The following is an 18070-nucleotide window of genomic DNA, read 5'->3' on the forward strand; positions in this document are numbered from 1 at the left end:
GCATGTTCGATGGTCTCCGTTCAGTCCGGATGCGGTCCGACCCACTGGTCGATGAGGTGGATGTCGTCGTCGCTCGCCGCCACGAGGCGGTAACCGCTCCAGAACTGGCCCGCGAGAGCCGCCGGCTCATGCCATTGCTCCTGGATGCCGATCTCGATCCGGCGCTCGTGGCCGGCCGTATCGGGCAGGGTGAAAACCACCTGGCGGACGAGGCCGGCGAGCGGCGCGCCTGCGCCGATCAGCATCAGACCGCCCACCGACAGGTTGCCCAACTGCCCCACGACCTGGTCACGGAACACGTCCATGACGGGGATGGGCAAGGTGGCGCGCTTGCGTGGGGCGCGGCGTTGTTCGTTGGGCGTGGTCATCCGTGCCCCGCCTGGCGTCCGCCGTCGTCGGTGCCGCGATCGCGGCGCAGGTTGCGGGTAACCGCGCGCCAGGCGCGATCGATCATCGACAGGCGTTGCTCTTTCCATTCCCAGGCCTCACCCGCGGCGATGAGGCCGGCGAGGCGGGTCAGGTCGATGTCCTCGATGCGGGTGCCGCGTGCCGTCACGAACAGGCAATGGCCCGTGGCGGGCGAGAACCAGGCCAGCTTGCGTCGCGCCGTGCCGCCGTCCGCCTTGCGGAATTCGAACCACGTGCCGAACCGCAATTGCGCGAATCCCGCATGGATGGCCCGTGCCGCGGGATCCAGGGGCGTCGGTTCGACCGTCGGACGGGGTTCGCCGTGGGCGGTGCCTTCGCCCAATCGCGGACGCTGCTTGAGGCGCAATGCCACGTCGGTGGCCGTCGGCGCGGCGTCGCTTTCCGGTCCGTCGAACACGCCTGCCGCCACCTGGGAGGCTTCGACCGGGTGCATGCCGAGGTGTTCGAGACCGCGCTCGATGTCCTGGCGCAACTTGGCCATGTCGCCGACCGGACGGCGGCCGAGCAGTTGATCGGTGACGCCGAGGCACTGCAGGAACGCCTCGCCGTTCTCGCCGCCGCGCAGGATGTGCAGGGCGAGCACGTCGGCCCAGGTGCGCTCGAGCAGGATGCGCAGCACCCCGCGCGTGGCGGGCTGGCCGACCAGTCGCTCGTTCATGAGTTCGGCGGCGCGTCGGCGTGCGCGCTCGAGCTTGTCGCGGCCGTCCATCGCCTCGATCTGGCGGCGCTCCGCCACGTGCGCCTTGCGGGCGAGATGGGCGATCTGCCGCTCGATGCCGGCACGCCACGCCGGGTCCACCACCTGGGCCTGGCTCGCCTCGAGCACGACGCGCTCGAGGTGGTCGAGCAGGGCCGCGTCAGGTTCTCCGTCGGCGGGATCCAACCACGTACGGGCAGCCTCGCCGACGGTTTCCAGCAGCGCGCGGGCGGGATGCGATGGCTCGTCGAAGAAACCGCGATCGTTCATCGCCGCGCGCAGCATCGGCCATTGCAGCCCGCCCAGCAGCGATCGTCCCCGGCCGACCGCGCCGAGTTCGCCGGCCAGGCTTTCGAAGAGCATGGCGGTGAGGGTGACCGTGTCGTCCTGTTCGGCCGTGAGTTCCGCCGGCGGCGAGCCGCGCGGACGGCCACGCTCGAGTTGCGCCACCAGTTCTTCGCGTAACGCATGGGCGCTGCGGATCTCTCGCCGGGCGGCATCGGTCACGTCGGCGACGTGGCCTTGCAAGGCGTGCAGCGCGGTCTGCAATTCCTGGTCGCTCGCCAGCCGTGGTGCCGGGCCCGTGCCGCGGACGTGTCCCGCGCGTCCGGCGAGCAACGCGCGCAGGCCTTCGAGCACGCCGATATGGCCTTCGGTGGTGCGCGTGTCCGGCGACGCGGCCGGTTCGCGCGGCGTGACCGGATGGCTCAGCCGCACGTTGGGAAACACGCGAAACCCCGGGAGGATGCCGTGCGTGCGGTAATGATCGTTGAGCGCGGTGTAGAAGGTATCCACCGGCGCGAAGACGTGCGCATCCACCGCCTTGAAGAGGAGGAGCACGTGCGCCGGCTCCAGCGATATCGGTCGCGCGGCGTCTTCCAGCGCGGCGGCGAGCACGCGCGGGCCCACCGGCAGGACGTCGGCTTCCAGCGGCGCGCTGCCGGCCAACACCGCCATGCGGTAACCCAGCTCGAAGAGGTTGGCGGCACTGCGCGATTCCGCGCGGGCGGCCATGCTCGCCAATGCGTCCGTGCGCTCCTGTTCGCCCGGATCGACCAGGCTCAGGGCCGCATGGCCGCCGTCGGACGGCTCGCGTGGGAGCGATTCGCCGAAATGGCGAAAACGCTGGGTGAGGAAGGCGGCGAAACGATGGCGAAAACCGGCGCCTTCGCGCTCGGCGATGGCGCGGCCATCGAAGCACGCCTGTTGCTCGAGCGGGTTGCGACTGCTTTCGGCGGCGGCGAACAGGCGGCCGTCGAGATCGCGCAAGGCATGGCGCAGCGGCGCGTCGAGCCAAGTGAGGCACAGCGACAGCCCTTGCTGCGCTTCGCGTTCGGCACGCGGCGAGAGGGGGACGGGATGCGTACCCATCCGGCCTTGCGACGGCGGCGTGCCTGGATTCATCGATGATGGGTCCTCCCCTAACCCCGGATCGAGTGTAGGAGGCGCCGCGTGTGCCCCGCCAGCCGCCGGACGGTGGGATTTCGGCTAGGGCGAATGGCCTAGGCGGGGCTTGCCGCGATGGCCATCGTGGACAGGGTCCGCTCCCACCCTCCGGTTAGGAGGGCTTGCTACCGGAGGGTAGGAGCGGACCCTGTCCGCGAAACCGACGGAGCTAATCCATGAAGGCTTCGATGACGTCGTTCAGGAAACGCTGTCCCCGTTCCGTCGTGCGCAGCGTCGCCGGATCGTCCACCACCCATCCCTTGGCGATGCAGGCGGTCATGGCGGGCGCGATACGCTCCAGCCCCAACCCCGTCCGCTCGGTGAAATCCCCCATCGGCACGCCGTCGATCAACCGCAGCGCATTCAGCATGTACTCGAACGGCAGGTCGGCCGCCTCGATGCGACTGTCGCCGCCGATGCGCGACGACTGGCCCGCCTGGGCCAGGAACGCGGCCGGCAGGCGCGTCTTCCAGCGCCGCCGTACGCCGTCGGCGTCGCTGATCTTCCCGTGGGCACCCGCGCCGATGCCCAGGTAGTCGCCGAAACGCCAGTAATTGAGGTTGTGTTCGCAGCGCCGGCCGGCCAGCGCGTACGCCGATACCTCGTATTGTCCGTAACCGGCCTCGGCCAGCCGCGCCTGGCAGGCTTCCTGGATGGCCCAGGCCGAGTCGTCGTCGGGCAGCGGCGGCGGATTGGCCGCGAACGCCGTGTTCGGTTCCAGGGTGAGCTGGTAATGCGATACGTGCGTCGGTGCGAGCGCCACGGCCTGCTCGACATCGGCGATGGCGCCCTCGAGCGTCTGCGTGGGCAGCGCGTACATCAGGTCGATGTTGATGTTGTCGATGCCGGCGTCCTGCGCCTGGCGTACGGCATCGGCCGCCTCGTGCGCGGAATGGATGCGGCCCAGCCGGTGCAGCTTGTCGTTGTCGAAGCTCTGCACGCCGAAGGAGATGCGATTGACCCCGGCGGCGAGGTAGCCGTCGAAACGGCCGTGTTCGACCGTGCCCGGATTGGTTTCCAGCGTGATTTCCGCACCGCTTTGGAAAGGCAGCCGTTCGCGCGCGCCGTCGAGGAAGCGGCCGACGAGTTCGGGCGAGAACAGGCTCGGCGTGCCGCCGCCGAAGAACACGCTGCGGATGGCGCGGCCATGGATCGCCTCGCTGAAATCCCGAAGGTCGCCGTCGAGGTCGGCGAGCAAGGCATCCACATAGGCCGCGTAGTCGGGCGTGCCGCGCACGCCATGCGAGTTGAAGTCGCAGTACGGGCATTTGCGCACGCACCAGGGCATGTGCACGTACAGCGACAGCGGCGGCGGGACCAGGCTCATGCCAGTTCGGACAGGCGCGCCTTCAGCACGGCCAGCGCCTGGCCGCGATGGCTCAGGCGGTTTTTCAGTTCGGCGTCGAGTTCGCCCGCGCCGAGCTCGGAGCCGTCGGGCAGGAACAGCGGGTCGTAACCGAAGCCGCCCGTGCCACGCGGCGCCTCGAGGATGCGGCCTTGCCAGCGCCCTTCGGCGATCAGCGGCGCCGGATCGTCGGCATGGCGTAGCCATACGAGCACCGCGATGAAATAAGCCGTGCGTTTCTCCGCCGGCACGCCGTCGAGTTCGCGCAGCAGCTTCGCGTTGTTGGCGGCGTTATCGCCGTGCACGCCCGCGTAGCGCGCGGCGTACAGGCCCGGCGCACCGCCGAGCGCATCGACGCAGATGCCCGAATCGTCGGCCAGCGCGGGCAGGCCGGTGGCACGCGCGGCGTGGCGCGCCTTGATGAGGGCGTTCTCGACGAAGGTGAGGCCGGTCTCGTCGGCGTCGCCCACGCCCAACGCCGTCTGCGGCACCAGTTCGATGTCGCTGCCGGCCAGCAGTTGCCTCAGTTCGGCCACCTTGCCGGCGTTGCCCGAGGCCAGGACGATGCGCATCACGCGCCCTCCGAGAATTCCGGCGCGTAGTCGACGCGGCCGCGATAGCCGGCGAGTCCGTCGATGGTCAGCGGCAGCACCTGGAAGGCGTTGCCGCCTTCGAACGCGTCGCGGAGATCGTGAGCCGACGCCTTCTGGAAACCGAAGCCGGCGTAGTAGGCCGGCGACCCCAGCACGAACACGGCGCGCGCGTCGGCGACGAAGCAGGCGCCGATGCCTTCTTCGATGAGCTCGTGGCCGACGCCCCGGCGCTGGTGGTCGGGATGCACGGCGACCGGCGCGAGGCCCAGCGCCTTGCCGTCGTCGCCCTGCTCGATGGTCACGGGCGAAAACAGCACGTGGCCGATCACCGCGTCGTCCTCGTCCACCGCCACCAGCGACACGCTGGCCTTGCCCGCCTCGACCAGCCGCCGCACCAGGCCGCCTTCCGCCGGGCGGCCGAAGGCGGCTTCGTGGACGGCGACGATGGCGTCGAGGTCGTCCGCGGTGGCGGCGCGTACGTCGCTCATGCGCCGATACCCAAGGAGGCGCGCTGCGCGGCCACGAGTTCGTCGATGCCCTTGGCGGCGAGTTCGAGCATGGCGTTCATCTCGTCGCGGCGGAAGGCGTGGCCCTCGGCCGTACCCTGCACTTCGATGAAGCCGCCGCCGTCGTTCATCACCACGTTCATGTCGGTGTCGCAGTTCGAATCCTCGGCATAGTCGAGGTCGAGCACCGGCACGCCCTTGTAGACGCCCACCGATACCGCGGCCACCGCGCCGAGGATGGGATTGCGCTTGACCAGCTTGCGTTCGGTGAGGGTGGCCACGGCATCGACCAGCGCCACGTAGGCGCCGGTGATGGCGGCCGTGCGCGTGCCGCCGTCGGCCTGGATCACGTCGCAGTCGAGGGTGATCACGCGCTCGCCCAGGGCGGCGCGATCGACGCAGGCGCGCAGCGAGCGGCCGATGAGGCGCTGGATTTCCATCGTGCGGCCACCCTGGCCGCCGCGCGCCGCCTCGCGCTGGGTGCGATCGCTGGTGGCGCGGGGCAGCATGCCGTATTCGGCCGTGACCCAGCCCTCGCCCTTGCCGCGCAGCCACGGCGGCACGCGCTCTTCGACCGAGGCGGTGCAGAGCACGCGGGTATCGCCGAAGCTCACCAGGACGGAGCCCTCGGCGTGGCGGGTGTAATGGCGTTCGATGCTGACGGTGCGCAACTGGTCGGCGGCACGGCCGCTCGGACGGGAGAAAGACATGGGCAGGCCTGATTTGGGCGCGGGCGGTGGGTCAGTTTACCATTGCCCCCCTTGTTTCCGCGCGAGCGATGCCTCCCATGATCCGCAGCATGACCGCCTATGCCTCCGCCGAGAGCGCGGGCCCCTTCGGCACGCTCACCTGCGAGCTGCGCACCGTCAACCACCGTTACCTCGAGATCAGCCCGCGCATGCCGGACGACCTGCGCAACGCGGAAGGCCTCCTGCGCGAGCGCATCGCGACGCGGCTGTCGCGCGGCAAGGTCGACGTGACGGTACGCCTGCGGAGCGAAAACGGCACGGCCGACGGCCTGCGCGTCAACGGAAGCATGCTTTCGCGCCTTTCCGAGCTGGCGCTCGACCTCGAGCAGCGCTTCCCCCGCATGTCCATCGAGTTCACCGAGCTGCTGCGCTTCCCCGGCGTGCTGCAGCAGCCCGAAGCCGACACCGAGACCCTGCAGGCATCCCTCCTCGACGTGCTCGACCGCGCGCTCGACGCATTGGCCGATACGCGCGGCCGCGAAGGCGCCAAGCTCGGCGAGATCCTGCGCGATCGCCTGGACGGCATCGAAGCCATCGTGGGCGACGTGCGCGGCTGGCTGCCGGAGATCCGCGCCGCGCTGCGCGCCCGCCTTGAATCGCGCCTGGCCGACATCCGCCAGCCGGTGGAGCCGGGTCGCCTGGAACAGGAACTCGTGCTCCAGATCACCCGCATCGACGTCGACGAGGAGCTCGACCGTCTCGCCACCCACATCGCCGAAGCCCGCCGCGTGCTTGCGCTGAAGGAGCCGGTGGGCCGCCGCCTCGACTTCCTGATGCAGGAATTCAACCGCGAGGCGAACACGCTGGGCTCGAAGTCGGTGGACTCGCGCACGACCAACGCGGCCGTGGAGCTGAAGGTGCTGATCGAGCAGATGCGCGAGCAGGTTCAGAACATCGAGTGATGTCCATGGCCGCGGCCGCCCCGTGGATACGCCTCCTCGCCGGCTCGGTCGCCGGCGTACGAGGGTGAAATCCAGTTTCGTGTGTTGCAAGGTCCACATGGTGGCTTGCTGTGCGACATCGCGACGCCCGACTCGACGCTGGCTCGCTTGCATGCCGCGATCCGATGGATCCTTCGGTATGGCCCCGTCGAAGGATGCGGCGAGGTTCGTCAGGGTGTTTCGGAACCCGGTCACGCCGTCCCGCCGATCAGGTAGGGCAACCTGCACGGCGACCCGCGGGGCGTATCAACCGTACTGCGGAATATAGGTCTGCGCCGTGCTGATGCGGATGGCCCGCAGGAGCCGGTCTTCCATCTTGCGAAAGAGCGGAAGCGCCGGCGTGGCTTGCGCGGGCTTGAGGTGGTCTTCCGCCACGACGACCAGCCGGGGGCCGTCGCACAGCGCGGCGAACACCAGCGTGCCGGGTTTCGTGATCGTGTCGGCGCGCAGGGTCGTGGTGGCGGTGCATGCGGATTCGTAGGTGGGCGCCTGCGTGCCGCCGACGTACAGCTCCACGCGTGGCATCGCCATGACGCCTTGGGTCGTCCACGGGTGGCCATCGCGCGTTTGCACGATCGCATCCTTGCCGGGCTGGTGGAGGCGGATGGGCAATTCGGTCATGCGCGATGACCACAGGCTGTGGGTGTCGCCGTCCTGGACCCAACGGGTATGGAGCGTACCGTTGCATCCGGCGGCGCCCGCGATGCAGGCAAGCGCGACGGTACGAAGAAGCGGTTTGGCGATGACGGTGTTCATGGGTTGGCTCGGTAGTGGGACGTGCTGAAACGGTGTGGACATAGGCTAGGCAAACCGTTCGAGTGCGCCCAATACATGTATGGCATTCGTTCGATACCATTTGCGCATAGCGGTCTGCGCGCGGCATGAACGTCATCATGGTCCGGGCGATTCCGCTTATCCGCCGCACCAGACGACGAAGGCCGGGCATGAGCCCGGCCTTTGTCGTTTGAATGCATGGTGCGGCGGACCGCGCGCGATCAGGTCGGCCAGCGGGGGAAGAACCTGGCCAGCCAGTGGTCGGCGCTGACGTAACGACCGGCGCCGTAGAAGAACAGCACGGCGAAGAGGATGGCGTAGGTCACGGTGAATTCGATGCCGTTGTTGAGGATCACCGGATCGCCCAGTTCCGTGACGTAGTTGAAGCGACCCGGGAACGAGTGCGCCAACCATGCCATGAGCCCGTCCAGGCGCATGCTGGCTTCGGTGGTCTTGCCGGCGATGGCGGCCCAGCCGTGCGACCAGTGGACGGACAGGCCTGCCACGGTCATCAGGATCATCAGCGGTACCGTGATGATCCGAGTGGCGAGGCCGAGGGCGATGCAGATCACGCCCGCCACCTCGGTGCCGGTCGCCAGCGTGGCCATGACGGTCGGCATCGGAAGGCCAAGGCCGCCTTGCGACACCGGATTGCCGAACCATTCCACCACGCCGCTGAAGCCGGTCACCTTGGCGTGCGCGCCCTCGTACAGGGTGGGCAGCAGATAAAGACGAATGGAAAGCAGGGCGATGAAGTCCAGTCGCCTGGACTGGTCGAGGGCGCGTTGGATGAGGGCGAGTGGCTTGGCCATGGGAAGCTCCTGGTGCAGTCGGTTTGCGCCGGGGGGCAGCGACAAAAACCGGGCAATAAGGCGTCCGCACGTTCACTCGCGGAACGCGTCGATGAAAACGGGCGGAGGAAGGGACCGCCCCTCGCACATCGGGGGCGGCGTATCGGAGAGAGCGGCTTTATTGGCCGCAGACGCCCTCGGCCAGCTTCTTGGCCGAACTCGTCTCGGCGTCGTGGCCCTGGGCCGTGAGGCCGCACTTGCCGTCGCGGGCGCGGACGAGGCGGTCCTGCGGGTCCTGTTGGATGCTGGCCTTGCTGTAGATCTTTTCCGTACCGCATTTGCCGCTGGCGCATTTGCCACCGTGGGACGCGGTCGGCGTGGCGGCGGCGGGCGGCGTCGTGGTGTCGGCGTAAGCGGGTTGGGCGACGGCGCCGAAGGCTGCGAGGGACGTGACGGCGATCGAAAGAGCGAAGGTATGGTTCATGGCGATTCCTACCGGGTGTGGGTAACCGGATGCGTCCCGGAACGCTGGCGAGCTGCATCCGCTTCGTGAGGCAAAGCGTCGCAGCGATCGGGCGCGGTCACCAATGCTTGTTTCCGATGCATCCCATGCGTTTTCGGTATGCCGGGTCCGGGATTTATCCCATACCATTCGGGCACGGCATTCCCGCCAGCCCATGCGATAACGGCCTTCCCGAGGATGAACCTTCACCACCTGCTCGTATTCCACACCATCGCCAAGACGGGCAGCATCACCGCCTGCTCAAGGGCGTTGCATATTTCGCAGCCCGCTCTCTCGCGAGAGCTGCGCGAGCTGGAGGACAGTTTCGGATTGTCGCTCTTCGAACGACTGCCCCGCGGCATGCGCCTGACCGGTGCCGGCGAGGTGCTGGCCGAGTACGCCACGCGTCTGTTCGACATCGCCCGCAGCGCGGACCTGGCGATGAAGGAGTTGGCCAGCGCACGCATCGGCCATCTGTCGATCGCGGCGAGCAACACCATCGGTACCTACATCCTGCCGCGCGTGCTGGCGCGCTTTCGCATCGACCATCCCGATGTGCGCGTGTCGCTCTACGTGGGCAACACCGCGCAGGTCTCGCAGGCGGTGGCGGACATGCGCTACTCGCTGGGCTTCATCGAAGGCCCGCTCCACGTCGAAGGCCTCACGGCCACGAAGTTCCGAGAGGATGAACTGGTTCCCGTCGTCACGGCCTGGCATCGGCTGGCCGACCTGCACGCCCTGGGGCCCGACGATTTGAACGACGAGCCTTTGCTGATGCGTGAGTCCGGCTCCGGAACGCGCGAGCTCATCGCCGCCATCCTCGACGACCTGGGCGTACGGATGGGGCCGGTCATGGAGTTCGGCAACACCGAGGCGATCAAGCAGGCGGCGATCCACGGCGGCGGCATCGCCTGGCTGCCCGCGGTGAGCATCACGGACGAGTTGGCCAACGACGTGCTCATTCCGCTTCCGAGTCCACGGCTGACGATCCGTCGGCCCCTGACCATCGTGCGCCGAGCCGCCGCGCCCGACGGCCCGGCCGAGCGCGCGCTGCTTGCCTTGATCGAGGGATGAGGTCGATGGCCGCCACGACCGTTCAGGTCGCGGTGCTGTCCACGATGAGTCCGCGCTGCAGCGCATCGACCAGCCATGACGTGTCGTCCGTCGGGGATGCGTGGTGCGTGCCGGCCTCGAAGCGGGCCAGCTCCGCGATGTCGCGCGCTCCCAGGGGGTGCGTCGACACCCGATCATCGGCGCTGCGGTAGATGGCGTAGGCGTACCGGGAGTGACCCGGTGGAAGCGCGTCATCCGGTTCGGCATCGGACAGCAGGTCGAAGGATGCGGCCAGCCAGCGTACGGTCGGATTGATTCGGCACGACGCCGGTAACCGGTCGTCGCGGACCTCCGGCACCACGGCCTCGTCGATTTCCACGTCGAACAGCATCCATTCGTACTCCAGCAGCACGCGCTCGGTGCCGCCGGGCAACCGCGGGAGCATGAAGCGTACGAACTCGGTGCCCAACTGGATGTATTCGGCACGGCCGGCGCCGAACTCGCGAAAGAAGGTGTCGATGTCCCGCACGAGCGCATCGTGGCCGCGACGCGCCACGAAGCGCGGAAACATCATCGACACCAGTTCATGGGCACCGGCGCGGATCAGCGGGCCGTAGGGGAGCAGTTCGTCGTCGCGAACCGCCCGGCACCGGCGTTCGGCCGCCTCGATGACGTCGGCGGGTGCCTGCATCATGGCGTATCGTCCTTCGGTGGGACGAGCGCCTGGTAGACGACGTTCAACTCCGCGCAAAGCGTCGCCAGGCCGGGCACGTTGTTGTCCCGCTCCAGCACCACCGGGCGGTGGCCGAATCGCCGGACCGCATAGGCGCCCAGCGACATCACCGCTTCGGCGACGTCCGTGCCATGCGTATCCAGTACGCGCTCGCCGGGACCGGCATCCAGATGCCCGGCCACGTGGTAATAGGCCACCGCATCCGCCGGTAGCGCATCCAGGAAGGCCTGCGCATCCCAACCGTGGTTGCGGGCATTGACGTAGACGTTGTTGACGTCCAGCAGCAAGGCGCAGCCGGCGCCTTCGATCATGCGCGCGAGGAACTCGGCCTCGGGCATCTGGCCGGGCTCCTCGTGGTAGTAGGAGATGTTTTCCAGCGCGATGCGTCGCTCCAGGTGATCCTGCACCGCGCGGATCTTCGCGACGAGGAAGCCCAGGCTCGCCTCGGTACGGGGCATGGGGATCAGCTCGTACAGATACCCCCGGCTGTCCCTGGACAGGCTGACGTGGTCGCCGTACACGGTGATGCCGAAGCGGTCGAGGAACGCCTTGATGCGATCGAGGTAATCCCTGTCCAGCGGTTGCGCATCGCCGATGGACAGGCTGAGGCTGTGCGCCACCATCGGGTATCGCTCCGCCAGGGCATCGATGATTCGTGCGCTTTCGCCGCCCACGCGCATCCAGTTGTCCGGCACGACTTCGAGGAAATCGAAGTCCGTCCGCGGTGGTTCATGGGCGAGCGTGGAGGCGAATTCCCGGCGCAAGCCGAGGCCCCGGCCTTGGACGTGCATGGTCTTCTCCCTGGATGCGGCGTCACTTGCCGTCAGGCATCTCGAAGCAGGAAAGGTCGCGGCCTTCGTAGACCTGACCGTGGTAGTACTGCTGGATGATCTTGACGTTGGCGTCCTTGTTCCTCAGCGACTTGCCCATGAAGTGATTCAGGACGAGCACCTTGGGATGGATCGCGGCGGCGAGCTTGCCGACGACCGTGGGCGGCGCGTGGAGGAATTTGGAGGCCGCGTCGGCATCGTCGTCGATCGCCGCGGGCATCACCAGGATATCCGCGCCCTTGGCGAAATCGACGAAGCCCTGGCGCGTGCCGTTCTGGTCGGCGGACACCACGATCGTTCCATACTTGCTCTCGATGCGGAAAGCGAGCGTGGGTACGTCGCCATGCGGGATGCCGTAGGCATAAACCTTGACCTCGGCGTCCTGGTACACGAGCGACGGCTTCTCGGCGTGGCGATCGACGTCGACGATCGGACTGACCGTCAGGTGCAGGCCGTCGCTGCCGTCGCGTAGCCCTTCCAGGTAGGCGAAGGATCCGGTCTTGCCGCCGAACATGTCCTTGAAGAACGCGGTCATGCTCGGGAACGCGTCCGAGCCATCGGGGCCGGCGAGGGTGACCTTGTTGTCGGAAGCCATGAAGTACGCGCCCTTCAGGATCGCGGGAAGATCGGCGCTATGGTCGGTGTGGAAATGCGAGATGCCGATGAAGTGGAGGTCTTCCAGGCGGGCGCCGGCCTGGCCGAAGCGCAGGTAGGTGCCGCCGCCGGCATCGATGAGCAGGCGCGACTTGCCGTCGATCCATATCACCTCGCCCGAGGATGCGCGGGCGTCGTCGGAAATGGGGCCTCCCGAACCGAGCAGCTGGATGCCCATGGTGTGGGGCGAACGACACATCGGTTCGGCGGCGAAGGCGCCGGCCGAAACGGCCGTCAAGCCCAGGATGGTGGCGATCCGAAGCAGGTGATTCACGATGAGGCTCCGTGAGGGGTGGGGATGGCGGCAGGCGCGGAGGTCGTCCTCGCGGCCCGCGGCGTTCGGTGCGAACAAGCTTCGCCCCGGAACGGCCCCTGTCACCAATGCCTGTTTTCCATGGGTCCATGCCTTTTTGGTATCGCTTCTCCCACCGTGCGGGCGGGTCAGGCGGACGGAGCGGACGTCTCCGTAAGCGACGTGGCAGCCACCTGCTGCTCCCATCGCTCCGCCATGGCCGTCATGCCCTTCTGCAGGAAGCGCACGAAGTTCACCGTCACCTCGCTTACCGCGCGGCTGGACAGCGTGAGGGCGTGCAGCGTGCGTGGCAGCTGCTCGAAGTTTTCCAGGATCGTGCGCAGGCGGCCGGAGCCGAGGTCGTCGGCCACCATGTAGAGCGGCAGTTGCGCGAAGCCCACGCCGGCGCGCGCTGCCGAAAGCAGGGCGCCGAGGTCCGCCGACGCCATGCGGCCGTTGCGGCGGTGGGGTGCCATCCCGTGGAACGTCCAGTACCCCGATGTGCCGTTGGCATAGCTCAGGCAGTGTTCGTCATCGAGTGCACCGGGGTGTTTCGGGGTGCCGATGCGACGCACCAGATCGGGGCTACCCACCGTCACCATGCGGACGGTGCCGAGGGAGCGGGCCACGATGTCGCCGCTGTCGGGCAGCGTTTCGCGCAGGCTGAGGATCACGTCGGCCTGCTGGCGCAACAAGGCATCCAGGTCGTGGCCGCCGGTACTCACCGCCAGGCGGATGCGCGGGTGGGTGGCGGCGAAGCCGGGCGCCAGCTCGGCCACCATCGGCGAGACCAGGCCTTCGGCCTCGATGCGCACGAGCCCGCGGGTAGGATCCTGCGATATCGCCGCCTGCTCGGCCGCGATGGCGGCCTCGCACATGGCCGACGCGTGCCGGTACACGCGCTCGCCCGTGGCGGTGAGCGCGAATTGTCGCGCATTGCGATGGAGCAGCCGCGCGCCCAGGCGTTGCTCCAGGGCGATGAGGCGACGGCTCAGCAGCGAACGCGTCGTGCCCATGCGTGTGGCGGCGGCGGAAAAACCGCCTGCTTCGATGACCTGCACGAAGAGATACAGGTCGCCGAGATTGTTGATTCGATCCATGGGTTGCTTCGTTGGAATCCGTCGCCCTGCCTGGGGCCAGTCTATGGTCAGGCGGTGAGGGCGTCTTTTGGCTGTACGGCCAATTCCTTTGCCGGAGCGGAAAACCTATAATGCAGCCGAAAACGCGTCGATCCCGTCAAGGGCACGTCGCGACCGCAGGGGGTCCGAATTCATGTCCGCTCAGAATGCCCACATTCTGGTGATCGACGATGCGCCGGAAGACATCCGCGAACTGCTGGTGGCCCTCCGGGCCCAGCCGTGGCGGATCACCCTCGCCACCACGGCGGAGCAGGGCTACCGGCGAACCCAGCTGCTCGCTCCCGACCTGATCCTGCTGGATGTGCGCATGCCGGGCATGGATGGATTCGCCCTGTGCCGTCTCCTGCAGGAACTGCCGCGCGCGCAGGAAACACCGATCCTCTTCCTGACCTCGGCCGCCAGTGCCGAGGAGCGCCTCGAAGGCCTCAACCATGGTGCCGTCGACTACATATTGAAGAGCTGCGAACCGGCGGAACTGTTGGCCCGCGTCGGCATCCACCTGCGCCTGTCGCGGCGCGCGCCGGAGCCTGCGCCGGCCACCGACGTCTCGTCCACGCGCGACGAGGTGACGCTGCGCGCCGCAATGCGGCTGATCGGCCAGCGCCTGGCCGAATCGTTCACGCTGGAACAGATCGCCGCCGACGTGGGTACGTACGACAAGCGCCTCTCGGCGATCTTCCGCCAGCGGCTGGGCATGACCGTGTTCGCCTGGATCCGCGAAGAACGCCTGCGCCGGAGTCGCGAACTGCTGGCCGACACCTCGCTGGGCATGCAGGAGATCGCCGAGACCATCGGCTTCCGCAGCGCGTGCAATTTCACCACCGCCTTTCGCGAACGCCTGGGCGTGACGCCCAGCCAGTACCGCAAAGCCGCCCGTGTCGGTTAGGCGGCTCCTGGCGGCGTGCTTCGTCGCCGCCGTCGCCGCCTGGCTGGCGCCGCTGCGCGCCGCCGCGGTGCAGTTGCCGCTCACGGTCTACGACCAGGCCAGCGGCCTGACCAGTCTCTCCGTGGTGCGCCTTCTCGACGACCACGAGGGCTTTCTCTGGGCCGGCACCGAGAAAGGCCTCTATCGCTTCGACGGCCTCGGCTTCAATCCGGTCGGCGCCTCGCGTGGCTTCCAGACGTCCGAAGTGGTCGGCCTCGCCGAGGACGCCGACGGCCACGTGTGGGTGGCCTCCCGCGCGGGGCTGCAACGGCGCGGGGACGACGGCGACTTCACCTGGGTCAAGCCCGGTGGCAGGACGCTGCTCGCCGATCGCGGCCAGACGCTGGCCGCCGACGATCAAGGCGGCATGCTCGTGGTGAGCGGGCATCGGCTGCTGCGTCTGGCGCGGGATGCCGCCGGAGACTGGACCTCGGCCCCCTTGCTCGCCGAGGCGCCGGCCCCGGACGACATCGCGGCGGTGCTCCATCGCAACGGCACCACGTGGTTCGGCTGCGGTCCCGCCCTGTGCCGTCTGCGCAACGGCGTGCTCAACCGGTTCGGCACCGACCAGGGCGTGCCGGCCGATCGCTGGCTGGGCATCCTCGCCTCGCGCGACGGCAGCCTGTGGGTACGCGGCATACGCCACGTGCTGCGCCTGGCGCCCAACGCCACCGGCTTCACCGCCCACGACATTCCGGGGGGACACATGGAGGTGGCGGCCTCCAGCATCGACATCGTCGAGGATCGCGCCGGCCGCATCCTCACCCGCACCGACAACGGCGTGGCGCGTTGGGACGGCGCCCGATGGGACGTCTTCGACACCGGCAGCGGGCTACCCGACGTGGGTGTCTCGTCGATGGTCGCCGACCGGGACGGCATGATCTGGATGGGTACCTACGGCCGTGGCGTCTTCTACTGGAGCAGCGCCGACGCGGTGGAGAACTGGACCTCGGCGCAAGGTCTCAGTGGCAGCCTCGTCTGGTCGATCGCCCGTGGCGAGGGATCCCCGGTATGGGTGGCGGGTGAAGCCGGCGGCGAAGTCGTCGAGCCGACCGACGGTCGCGCGCATCGCCTGTCCCTGTCGGTCGCACCACCTTACCAGGCGCATGCGGTCATCGCCGACGGCAAGGGCTCGATCTGGTACTTCCTCTTCGACGGGCGCGTGCTTCGCCACGAGGTCGCCGGCGGACGCACCGCCGTCGTGGCGACCTTGCCCTATCTGGTGCGCGGCGCGTTCCGCGACCGCGACGGACACTTCTGGGCATACACGCTCGGCGGTCTCTATGAGGTGGACCTCACCGCCGGACAGGCGGTGCGCGCGGCGCCCGAGCTCATTCCCGCGACGATGTGCTCGGACATGGCCGAAGACGGCGATGGCCGCCTGTGGGTCGCGTGCAGTTCCGGCCTCTATCGGCACAACGCCCGCGGCTGGGCACGCGTCCGCGTGTCGCCGGACGAATCCGCCGGCGGTTACGAGAACGTGGCGGTCACGCCGGACGGGCGTCTGTGGCTGAGTTCGCTCCAGCCCGGTCTGCTGGAGGGTCGCACGGGCGACGCCGATGCGATCACCGCGGCACCGGTGTCCGACCCGCTGCTCATGGACACGCGCTTCTACTTCCTGCGCGCCGACCGTCGCGGCCGCCTGTGGGCGGGCGGCGGCAACGGCGTGGACGTGCTTGACCACGGCCAGTGGGTACGCCTGTCGATGCGTGACGGCCTGCTCTGGGACGAGACCAACCACGGCGCGTTCTTCGCCGACGCCGACGGCACGGTATGGATCGGCGCGCCGGTGGGCCTCACGCATGTGTTGGACCCGGACCAGCTGCTCGCGTCGCGACGCATCGTGCCGGTGCTGCTCGCCGCGCGTTACGGCGATGCCGACGTGGATGGGACCGCCGCCTTGCCCTTCCGCGACGCGGCCGCCTTCACGCTGCGGTTCGGCGTGTCCGGCAACAGCGCGGGCCATCCGGTGCGTTTTCGTTACCACCTTTCCGGCATCGACGACGGCTGGGTGGAAACCGCCCAGCGCGACATACGTTACGCGTCGTTGCCGTCGGGTCATTACCGTTTCGAGGTCCAGGCCATCGACGTGAACCGGCGCGCGCGCTCGGAGCCCGTCGCGCTCGCGTTCACCGTGTCGCCGCCGTGGTGGCTCACGCCCTGGGCCTACGTGGGCGAGGCGTTGCTGGTGCTGGCCTTGATCGCCCTGGCCTGGCGCTGGCGCATGCGCCTGCTGATCGCCCACGCGCAACGCCTGGAAGGCATCGTGCAGACGCGCACGGCGGAGCTGCGCCAGTCGCTGCAATCCCGGCGCATGCTGCTCGCGCACGTGGGCCACGACCTGCGCGCGCCCCTGGGCGCCATCATGAACGCGGTGCGTCAGTGGCGCGCCGGCAGCACCGCGCGTGATTACCCGCAGATCATCGAGCGGCAGGTGCGCCAGCAGATGGCGCTGATCGACGACTTGCTGGAATTCTCGCGCGGCGAACTGGCCGAACTGCGGCTGGAACCCGTGCCGGGCTACCTGCACGGGTTCCTCCATGACGTGGGCGAGCAGGCGGCGTTGCTGGTGGAACGCCATGGCAATCGTTTCGAGTGCCGCTTCGACGACCGCCTGCCGGCCGTGGTGGTGGCCGACTTCCATCGCCTGCGCCAAGTCTTGCTGAACCTGCTGGGCAATGCCGCGAAGTTCACCCACGACGGCGTCGTGGTGTTCCGCGCCGATGCGGTGCCGGAGCGTGGCGGGCACGTCAGGCTCGTCTTCACCGTCGAGGACACCGGCATCGGTTTCGATCCGGAAGCGCTGCAGTCGCTGCAACAGCCCTTCGCGCGCGGGGATAACGTCGCACAGCACGAAGGCAGTGGCCTGGGCCTGTCCATCGTCGTGCAGTTGCTCCAGCACATGGGTTCGCACCTCGAGGCCGAGCCGGGTTCGTCGTCGGGCAGCCGTTTCACCTTCGCGGTGGAGCTCCCGCTGGCGGACGAAAACGACCTCGAGGCCGAGCTGGCGCCTGGCGGCGACGTGGGCGAGGTGGACGGCGACGGCCTGACGGTGCTGGTCGTCGAACCTCACGCGCCCGCCCGCGCGGTACTGTGCGACCTGCTCGACGGTTACGGCTTCCGGAGCGTGGCCGTCGCCGATGCGACGGCGGCCATGGACGCCTTCCATCGCGAGGCGCCGGCCCTCGTGATGACCGAGCAACGCCTGCCGGGGAGCGACGGCTGGCGACTGCTGCACGCCATACGCCTGGCCGACCGGTCGGTGCCCGTGCTGCTCCACGCCGCCACGGCGCCCCGGCGTCCGGTGGACGGTACCCTCGACTTCGACGGCGTGCTGCTCAAACCGGTCACCGCCGCCGAGATGATGCGTCGAGTGGTCCGGCTGACGGGCCTCGCGGGCGACGAAACGCGCGTTACATCGGAATATCCGGGCTGATTTCACGCGCGGCGGCCGTCCGCCACGGCAAAGGTCATCCTCCCCACGATCCCCCGCCGGGCCGTCGCCGCCTTTGCCGGAGCGCCCGTTCGTCATGCCCGACGTGACGTAAGTTCCCATGAAACCCGCTTCCCCGTTTCATCGCTGAAACATAGGATCGCGATCAAGGCTGTGATCGTGATCACAGTTTCACGTCGATTTCGCCCTTCCTGAACGCCTTTGGCCTCGGGACGGC

The 18070-nt window shown here is 68.5% G+C and carries 17 protein-coding genes; 4 read left to right on the plus strand and 13 right to left on the minus strand.

Translation table 11 applies throughout. The features are described 5' to 3' along the window. Positions 1 to 20 precede the first annotated feature (20 nt). From L2Y94_RS02555 to rph, 6 genes are all read right to left on the minus strand, one after another. The gene (locus tag L2Y94_RS02555) at positions 21 to 368 is read right to left on the minus strand and encodes a PilZ domain-containing protein (protein ID WP_247372928.1); all 348 of its coding nucleotides are present in this window, start codon (positions 366 to 368) and stop codon (positions 21 to 23) included. Beyond that, positions 365 to 2530, minus strand: coding sequence for a DUF1631 family protein (locus L2Y94_RS02560; protein WP_247372930.1), 2166 nt, complete (start codon positions 2528 to 2530; stop codon positions 365 to 367). The genes L2Y94_RS02555 and L2Y94_RS02560 overlap by 4 nt, the downstream gene beginning before the upstream one ends. Positions 2531 to 2741: 211 nt before the next feature. Further along, positions 2742 to 3899: a radical SAM family heme chaperone HemW gene (gene hemW, locus L2Y94_RS02565; RefSeq protein ID WP_247372931.1), complete on the minus strand. Its 1158-nt coding sequence runs from the start codon at positions 3897 to 3899 to the stop codon at positions 2742 to 2744. After that, positions 3896 to 4492, minus strand: coding sequence for an RdgB/HAM1 family non-canonical purine NTP pyrophosphatase (rdgB, locus tag L2Y94_RS02570; protein ID WP_247372933.1), 597 nt, complete (start codon positions 4490 to 4492; stop codon positions 3896 to 3898). The genes hemW and rdgB overlap by 4 nt, the downstream gene beginning before the upstream one ends. Then, positions 4489 to 4998, minus strand: a complete 510-nt coding sequence (locus L2Y94_RS02575) for a GNAT family N-acetyltransferase (RefSeq protein ID WP_247372935.1) — start codon at positions 4996 to 4998, stop codon at positions 4489 to 4491. Before L2Y94_RS02575 ends, rdgB begins: the two co-directional genes overlap by 4 nt. Next, a complete protein-coding gene (gene rph, locus L2Y94_RS02580; protein ID WP_247372936.1) occupies positions 4995 to 5726 on the minus strand; it encodes a ribonuclease PH in 732 nt (243 codons plus the stop codon). The genes L2Y94_RS02575 and rph overlap by 4 nt, the downstream gene beginning before the upstream one ends. 77 nt (positions 5727 to 5803) lie before the next feature. Here rph and L2Y94_RS02585 point away from each other — a divergent pair, with 77 nt between their 5' ends. After that, positions 5804 to 6667 (plus strand): YicC/YloC family endoribonuclease, encoded by an 864-nt coding sequence (locus tag L2Y94_RS02585; RefSeq protein WP_247372938.1) that lies wholly within the window; start codon positions 5804 to 5806, stop codon positions 6665 to 6667. A 285-nt stretch (positions 6668 to 6952) separates the two neighbouring features. On the opposite strand, the gene L2Y94_RS02590 is transcribed toward L2Y94_RS02585, so the two are convergent. The 3 genes from L2Y94_RS02590 to L2Y94_RS02600 form a co-directional block, all read right to left on the minus strand. Further along, positions 6953 to 7462, minus strand: a complete 510-nt coding sequence (locus L2Y94_RS02590; RefSeq protein WP_247372940.1) for a hypothetical protein — start codon at positions 7460 to 7462, stop codon at positions 6953 to 6955. A 239-nt stretch (positions 7463 to 7701) separates the two neighbouring features. Beyond that, positions 7702 to 8292: an HvfX family Cu-binding RiPP maturation protein gene (locus L2Y94_RS02595; protein WP_247372942.1), complete on the minus strand. Its 591-nt coding sequence runs from the start codon at positions 8290 to 8292 to the stop codon at positions 7702 to 7704. A 157-nt stretch (positions 8293 to 8449) separates the two neighbouring features. Then, the gene (locus tag L2Y94_RS02600) at positions 8450 to 8755 is read right to left on the minus strand and encodes a hypothetical protein (RefSeq protein WP_247372944.1); all 306 of its coding nucleotides are present in this window, start codon (positions 8753 to 8755) and stop codon (positions 8450 to 8452) included. Positions 8756 to 8971: 216 nt separating this feature from the next. Here L2Y94_RS02600 and L2Y94_RS02605 point away from each other — a divergent pair, with 216 nt between their 5' ends. After that, entirely contained in the window at positions 8972 to 9847 is an 876-nt protein-coding gene (locus L2Y94_RS02605; protein ID WP_247372946.1) for a LysR family transcriptional regulator, read from the plus strand. A 22-nt stretch (positions 9848 to 9869) separates the two neighbouring features. On the opposite strand, the gene L2Y94_RS02610 is transcribed toward L2Y94_RS02605, so the two are convergent. From L2Y94_RS02610 to L2Y94_RS02625, 4 genes are all read right to left on the minus strand, one after another. Further along, positions 9870 to 10520, minus strand: a complete 651-nt coding sequence (locus L2Y94_RS02610; protein ID WP_247372949.1) for a hypothetical protein — start codon at positions 10518 to 10520, stop codon at positions 9870 to 9872. Beyond that, positions 10517 to 11350 carry an MbnB/TglH/ChrH family RiPP precursor modification enzyme gene (locus L2Y94_RS02615; protein WP_247372952.1) on the minus strand — a complete coding sequence of 278 codons (834 nt, stop codon included), beginning with the start codon at positions 11348 to 11350 and terminating at the stop codon, positions 10517 to 10519. The genes L2Y94_RS02610 and L2Y94_RS02615 overlap by 4 nt, the downstream gene beginning before the upstream one ends. Before the next feature lie 22 nt (positions 11351 to 11372). Continuing rightward, positions 11373 to 12317 (minus strand): MBL fold metallo-hydrolase, encoded by a 945-nt coding sequence (locus L2Y94_RS02620; protein ID WP_247372954.1) that lies wholly within the window; start codon positions 12315 to 12317, stop codon positions 11373 to 11375. 167 nt (positions 12318 to 12484) lie between these two features. Then, positions 12485 to 13435, minus strand: a complete 951-nt coding sequence (locus tag L2Y94_RS02625; RefSeq protein WP_247372957.1) for a LysR substrate-binding domain-containing protein — start codon at positions 13433 to 13435, stop codon at positions 12485 to 12487. A gap of 172 nt (positions 13436 to 13607) precedes the next feature. Between L2Y94_RS02625 and L2Y94_RS02630 the strand changes: the two genes are divergently transcribed. Together L2Y94_RS02630 and L2Y94_RS02635 are read left to right on the plus strand one after the other, a co-directional pair. Then, entirely contained in the window at positions 13608 to 14360 is a 753-nt protein-coding gene (locus L2Y94_RS02630; protein ID WP_247372959.1) for a response regulator transcription factor, read from the plus strand. Continuing rightward, the gene (locus L2Y94_RS02635; RefSeq protein WP_247372962.1) at positions 14350 to 17835 is read left to right on the plus strand and encodes a hybrid sensor histidine kinase/response regulator; all 3486 of its coding nucleotides are present in this window, start codon (positions 14350 to 14352) and stop codon (positions 17833 to 17835) included. The genes L2Y94_RS02630 and L2Y94_RS02635 overlap by 11 nt, the downstream gene beginning before the upstream one ends. Positions 17836 to 18070 lie beyond the last annotated feature (235 nt).

The organism is Luteibacter aegosomatis (assembly GCF_023078455.1).
In the GTDB taxonomy this organism is placed as follows: domain Bacteria; phylum Pseudomonadota; class Gammaproteobacteria; order Xanthomonadales; family Rhodanobacteraceae; genus Luteibacter; species Luteibacter aegosomatis.

What these genes read in the sequence shown, in the direction of transcription:
- L2Y94_RS02605 (WP_247372946.1), top strand. Translation starts at nt 8,972, where the DNA reads ATGAACCTTCACCACCTGCTCGTATTCCACACCATCGCCAAGACGGGC.
- L2Y94_RS02610 (WP_247372949.1), bottom strand. Translation starts at nt 10,520, where the DNA reads ATGATGCAGGCACCCGCCGACGTCATCGAGGCGGCCGAACGCCGGTGC.
- L2Y94_RS02630 (WP_247372959.1), top strand. Translation starts at nt 13,608, where the DNA reads ATGTCCGCTCAGAATGCCCACATTCTGGTGATCGACGATGCGCCGGAA.
- L2Y94_RS02585 (WP_247372938.1), top strand. Translation starts at nt 5,804, where the DNA reads ATGATCCGCAGCATGACCGCCTATGCCTCCGCCGAGAGCGCGGGCCCC.
- L2Y94_RS02575 (WP_247372935.1), bottom strand. Translation starts at nt 4,998, where the DNA reads ATGAGCGACGTACGCGCCGCCACCGCGGACGACCTCGACGCCATCGTC.
- L2Y94_RS02560 (WP_247372930.1), bottom strand. Translation starts at nt 2,530, where the DNA reads ATGAATCCAGGCACGCCGCCGTCGCAAGGCCGGATGGGTACGCATCCC.
- L2Y94_RS02555 (WP_247372928.1), bottom strand. Translation starts at nt 368, where the DNA reads ATGACCACGCCCAACGAACAACGCCGCGCCCCACGCAAGCGCGCCACC.
- rph (WP_247372936.1), bottom strand. Translation starts at nt 5,726, where the DNA reads ATGTCTTTCTCCCGTCCGAGCGGCCGTGCCGCCGACCAGTTGCGCACC.
- L2Y94_RS02615 (WP_247372952.1), bottom strand. Translation starts at nt 11,350, where the DNA reads ATGCACGTCCAAGGCCGGGGCCTCGGCTTGCGCCGGGAATTCGCCTCC.
- L2Y94_RS02600 (WP_247372944.1), bottom strand. Translation starts at nt 8,755, where the DNA reads ATGAACCATACCTTCGCTCTTTCGATCGCCGTCACGTCCCTCGCAGCC.
- L2Y94_RS02590 (WP_247372940.1), bottom strand. Translation starts at nt 7,462, where the DNA reads ATGAACACCGTCATCGCCAAACCGCTTCTTCGTACCGTCGCGCTTGCC.
- L2Y94_RS02625 (WP_247372957.1), bottom strand. Translation starts at nt 13,435, where the DNA reads ATGGATCGAATCAACAATCTCGGCGACCTGTATCTCTTCGTGCAGGTC.
- hemW (WP_247372931.1), bottom strand. Translation starts at nt 3,899, where the DNA reads ATGAGCCTGGTCCCGCCGCCGCTGTCGCTGTACGTGCACATGCCCTGG.
- L2Y94_RS02595 (WP_247372942.1), bottom strand. Translation starts at nt 8,292, where the DNA reads ATGGCCAAGCCACTCGCCCTCATCCAACGCGCCCTCGACCAGTCCAGG.